Source organism: Pseudoduganella sp. RAF53_2 (genome assembly GCF_052113985.1).
Taxonomy (GTDB): Bacteria; Pseudomonadota; Gammaproteobacteria; order Burkholderiales; family Burkholderiaceae_D; genus Rugamonas.
Genome location: NZ_JBFRDW010000433.1, coordinates 1 through 5,217, shown reverse-complemented (window position 1 = coordinate 5,217; position 5,217 = coordinate 1). Strand labels below are relative to the sequence as shown.

General features: G+C 62.4%; 3 protein-coding genes and 1 pseudogene. All 4 read right to left on the bottom strand.

The window, feature by feature from the left end:
* Window positions 1-446 precede the first annotated feature (446 nt).
* The gene (gene truB / locus AB4Z11_RS22110; RefSeq protein ID WP_442027696.1) at window positions 447-1,364 is read right to left on the bottom strand and encodes a tRNA pseudouridine(55) synthase TruB; all 918 of its coding nucleotides are present in this window, start codon (window positions 1,362-1,364) and stop codon (window positions 447-449) included.
* Complete coding sequence (gene rbfA / locus AB4Z11_RS22105; RefSeq protein ID WP_442027695.1) at window positions 1,361-1,756, bottom strand: 30S ribosome-binding factor RbfA; 396 nt, start codon at window positions 1,754-1,756, stop codon at window positions 1,361-1,363. The genes truB and rbfA overlap by 4 nt, the downstream gene beginning before the upstream one ends.
* Window positions 1,757-1,846: 90 nt before the next feature.
* A complete protein-coding gene (infB, locus tag AB4Z11_RS22100) occupies window positions 1,847-4,735 on the bottom strand; it encodes a translation initiation factor IF-2 (RefSeq protein ID WP_442027693.1) in 2,889 nt (962 codons plus the stop codon).
* Window positions 4,736-4,776: 41 nt separating this feature from the next.
* Window positions 4,777-5,217 (bottom strand): annotated as a pseudogene (nusA, locus tag AB4Z11_RS22095) (transcription termination factor NusA); the annotation flags it as partial.

Sequence of the window (5,217 nt, the reverse complement as noted above, 5' to 3'; positions counted from 1 at the left end):
GGTCAACGTGAGCGATGATGGCGATGTTGCGAATTGCGCGTTTGGTATTAGACATGATGGTTGTATTTACAGAAAGACTGCAAGTGCGGATGCACTGAACCCACTAGTATACCATGCTGCGTTGCAACCAACCAGTTTGATCCACCTCAAGCCCGCAACGCACGCTCGCAACACCGTTCTGCCCCACTGCTCCAGGGTGCAAGACCGACAACGACGTTCTCTGGAAACGCGCGGTCGAAAAGCTGTTCCGGGAACACCTGCAGTTTCACTGGCCTGCGGCTCATTCGCTGGCGGATTGGTCCGTTGCGCCCATCTTCCTCGAGCAGAAATTGCGCCCGAGGCCAACATGAAGGGCGGCAGGAAGGGCTCCGTGAGGGTAAATTGCTGACAGCTGGTGTGTGACGCGCGCTCGCTGGACGAGGTGTTCGGCTAGCGAGCGCGGGCGATCAGKGATGAGCGGTGGCGATGAGGCGTTCCGGGGCGAGGATGGCGTATTCGCCGAGCAGGCCGGTGCCGAGCAGGCGTTCGTCTTCGGCATACACGCGCACACGGCCTTGGTATGGCGCGGGAACGGCGATGGACGGCTCCTTGCCCAGCGGCAGGCGCTGGCCATGCAGAAAGCGCCTGGACAGTTCGTCGTTCAGCACCACGCGCGGGAAGGACGACAGCAGCGCATCAACGGGCGCCAGCAGCTCGCGTGGCGCGGCGTGAGCGGCCAGTTCTTCCAGCGTGATCATGCGGTCCGTGGTCAGCGCACCAACTTGCGTGCGGCGCAAGGCGTTCAGATGCGCGCCGCAGCCCAGCGCCGCGCCGATATCTTCACCGAGGACGCGGATGTAGGTGCCTTTGCTGCAGGTGACAGCAAGCTTCAGATACGGCGCTTCGTAAGAGATGAACTCCAGCGAATGAATCACCACATCGCGCGCCTCGCGTTCGAGCGTGATGCCTTCGCGAGCATATTCGTACAGCGGCTTGCCGTCGCGCTTCAGCGCGGAATACATTGGAGGCACCTGCTTGATCGGGCCGCGGAAGCGGGCCAGCACAGACTCGATTTGTTCAACGGTTACCGCGACCGGCAGCGTTTCGATCACGGCGCCTTCGGTGTCGCCCGTATCCGTGCGCACGCCGAGATGCACCGTGGTCAAGTAAGTCTTGTCGGCTTCCAGCAGGTCCTGCGAGAACTTGGTCGCTTCGCCGAAGCACAGCGGCAGCAGGCCGGTGGCGAAGGGATCGAGCGTGCCGGTGTGGCCCGCCTTCTTCGCGTTCATGAAGCGCTTGGCTTTGATCAGCGCGTCGTTGCTGGACAGGCCAACAGGTTTGTCGAGCAGCAGAACGCCGTCGACGAGGTCACGCACACGCTTCATTCTTCGTTTTCGTCGAAATCGGCGGCGCGGGTGGCGTTGGCCTTGTCGATCAGCGCGGACATGGCCATGCCGCGCGCGGCCGACACGTCATGCAGGAAGTGCAGCTGCGGCAGCGTGTGGATGTGCAGGCGCTTGCCCAGCTGGTTGCGCAGGTAGCCCGCCGCCRCCTGCAGGCCGGCCAGCGTGTTCTTGACCGCTTCCGGATCGTCCTTCAGCGTGGTGAAGTAGATCTTGGCGTGCGCATAGTCCGGCGTCAGCTGCACTTCGGACAGCGTGATCATGCCGACGCGCGGGTCCTTCAGTTCGAAGGCGATCAGCTCGGACAAGTCTTTCTGGATCTGGTCTGCCACGCGCAGGCCGCGCTGTGGGATGGATTTGCTATGTTTAGCCATGATGGTCTTACCTGAAAAGAACGGCGGGTCAATGACCCGCCCTCCCCGCCGTTGGGCGGGTCATTGACCCGCCATGAATGCGCCGTGCTGTTACAGCGTACGAGCGATTTCCTGTACTTCGAACACCTCGAGCTGGTCTCCTACTTCGATATCGTTGTAGCCTTTGAGGTTCAGGCCGCACTCCAGACCGGCGCGCACTTCCTTCGCGTCGTCYTTGAAGCGCTTGAGCGAGTCGATCTCGCCGGTCCACAGCACGATGTTGTTGCGCAGCAGGCGAACCGAGGAGGTACGCTTGACCACACCATCGGTAACCAGGCAGCCCGCAATCGCGCCGACCTTGGATACCAGAATAACCTGGCGAATCTCGACCTGGCCGATAACGTGTTCGCGCTTCTCCGGCGCCAGCATGCCCGACATCGCCGCTTTGACCTCTTCGATCGCATCGTAAATGATGTTGTAGTAGCGGATGTCCACGCCRTTGGCTTCGGCCAGCTTGCGCGCCTGTGCATCGGCACGGGCGTTGAAGCCGATGATGACTGCCTTGGAAGCGGTCGCCAGGTTGACGTCCGATTCCGAGATGCCGCCCACCGCAGCGTGCACGATCTGCACACGCACTTCGGAGGTCGACAGCTTCTGCAGCGAGCCAACCAGCGCTTCCTGCGAACCCTGCACGTCGGTCTTGATGATCAGCGGCAGATTCTTCACTTCGCCTTCGGCCATCTGGTCGAACATGTTCTCCAGCTTGGCGGCCTGCTGCTTGGCCAGTTTCACGTCGCGGAACTTACCTTGACGGAACAGACCGATCTCGCGCGCCTTGCGCTCGTCCGCCATCACCATGGCTTCTTCACCAGCGGCCGGCACTTCGGTCAGGCCCTGGATCTCCACCGGAATGGAAGGACCCGCTTCGGCGATCGACTTGCCGTTTTCGTCCAGCATGGCGCGCACGCGGCCGAAGGACGAACCTGCCAGCACCACGTCGCCACGCTTCAGCGTACCGGACTGCACCAGGATCGTGGCCACAGGACCGCGGCCCTTGTCCAGACGGGCTTCCACCACCAGGCCGCGCGCAGGCGCTTCGACCGGGGCTTTCAGTTCCAGCACTTCGGCTTGCAGCAGCACTTGCTCCAGCAGGTCGTCGATACCCTGGCCGGTCTTCGCGGACACCGGTACGAATGGCGAATCGCCACCATATTCTTCCGGCACCACTTGTTCTGCGATCAGTTCCTGGGTCACGCGCTCCAGGTTGCCGCCCGGTTTGTCGATCTTGTTGATCGCCACCACCAGCGGCACGCCTGCCGCTTTAGCGTGCGCAATCGCTTCCTTCGTTTGCGGCATCACGCCGTCGTCGGCAGCCACCACCAGGATCACGATGTCGGTTGCTTTCGCACCGCGGGCACGCATTGCCGTGAAGGCTTCGTGACCCGGCGTATCCAGGAAGGTGACGGTACCGCGCGGGGTGTCCACGTGGTAGGCGCCGATGTGCTGGGTAATGCCGCCGGCTTCGCCCGACGCCACTTTGGCGCGGCGGATGTAGTCCAGCAGCGAGGTCTTACCGTGGTCGACGTGACCCATCACGGTCACCACCGGTGCGCGCGGGGTCGCTTCGTACTCGGCGTGTTCGCCCTGGTCGGCCAGGATCGCTTCCGGATCGTCGACGGCGGCAGCGAAGGCCTTGTGGCCCATCTCTTCCACCACGATCATCGCGGTTTCCTGGTCCAGCACCTGGTTGATGGTGCACATCTGGCCCAGCTTCATCAGCTGCTTGATCACCTCGGATGCCTTGACCGACATCTTGTGTGCCAGCTCGGCGACCGTGATGGTCTCCGGCACGTGCACTTCCTTGATGATGGCTTCGGTCGGCGCCTGGAAGTTCGATTCGCGATCGTCCTGATGGCCACCACGGCGGCCACCTTTGCCGCCGGCACGCCAGCCGTCACGGCCGCCCGCACCACCGCCAGCGTTGCCGCGGCCCTTGGTGCCGGTGCTCGGCGCGCCACGGCGCTTTTCATCCTGCCAGGACGACGACACATTGGCCGACTTGATGGACTTCTTGTCGCCGCCCTTCTTGTCGTCCTTCTTGTCGCCGGCTGGGGCGCCAGCAGCGCCTGCGGCGGCTGGCTTCTTGTCGGCAGGCTTGTGCAGCGTACCTTCCGCGACTTTCGGCTTGGCCGGCGCAGCGGCAGCTGGTGCCGGCTCCGGGGCCTTCATCACGCGGCGTGGCTGGCTCATCATGGCCTTGATCTGGGCCACTTCGTCCGCCACTGCTTTACGTGCGCGCTCGGTCGCTTCAGCGCGTTCCGCCGCTTCTTTCACGGCGATTTCATGCTTGCGCTTCGATTCTTCAGCGTCAGCCTGACGCTTTTTCTCTTCTTCTTCAGCAACAGCTTTCTGCGCAGCGCCTGCAGCGGCAGCGGCAGCGGCCTTCTCGGCGGCGGCCTTGTCGGCAGCGGCTTTCTTGGCATCTTCCTCGGCGGCGCGCTTGGCTTCCTCGGCCGCCGCCTTGGCTTGCGCTTCCTTCTCGGCGTCCAGCTTGGCCAGACGCTCCTGCTTTTCTTTCAGTTCAGCTTCCTGACGCGCGATCAGCTCCGCCTGGCGGCGTGCTTCCTCTTCGCGGCGTGCGCGTTCAGCCTCGTCGACTACCGGAGCGGTAGCGGCCGGGGTGGTGACCAGGTCGTCGCGCTGCACGAAGGTGCGCTTCTTGCGAACTTCAACCTGGATGGTGCGCGCTTTGCCGGTGGCGTCAGCCTGCTTGATCTCGGAAGTTTCCTTGCGGGTCAGGGTGATCTTTTTCTTCTCGCCCTGCTCCGCACCAGCGCCGTGGGTACGGCGCAGGTGTTCCAGCAGCTTGTCCTTATCATCTTTTGACAATGGATCTGACGCCGAACTTTTATCGACGCCAGCAGAACGCAGCTGCGACAGCAGCAAATCTGCAGGCATCTTCAGTTCGGTGGCAAATTGGGCTACGTTGTTACTCGCCATTCAGTCCTCTTTTCTTGTGTCTCGGATGATAAAGGTGCTACTCAAGCTTTGGCTGCCTCGGCTGCCGACCATGCCTTGGCCTGCAGGGCCTTGGCGCGTTCGTCGTACTTGGCATCGACCAGCTTCATTTCATCGTCGGTCACATTTTCAAATTCATTCGAAATCAGTTCACGTGCACGGTCCGACGACAGGGCCAGAATGGCGCCGAATTCGTCGTAGGCCAGGCCGGTAAATTGCGCCAGCGACTTGATGCCAGCCAGGCCCAGCTTGCCCGCGGTAACGCGGTCCATGCCTTCCAGGCCGACCAGCGCTTCGTCCATGCCTTCCAGGCCTTCTTCCGAAGCGATCGCCTCGGTAACCAGGGCGTCACGGGCGCGGGTACGCAGCTCGTTGACGGTGTCCTCGTCGAAAGCCTCGATATCCAGCATCTCGGAGATCGGCACGTAAGCGATTTCTTCCAGGCTGCTAAAGCCTTCTTCCAC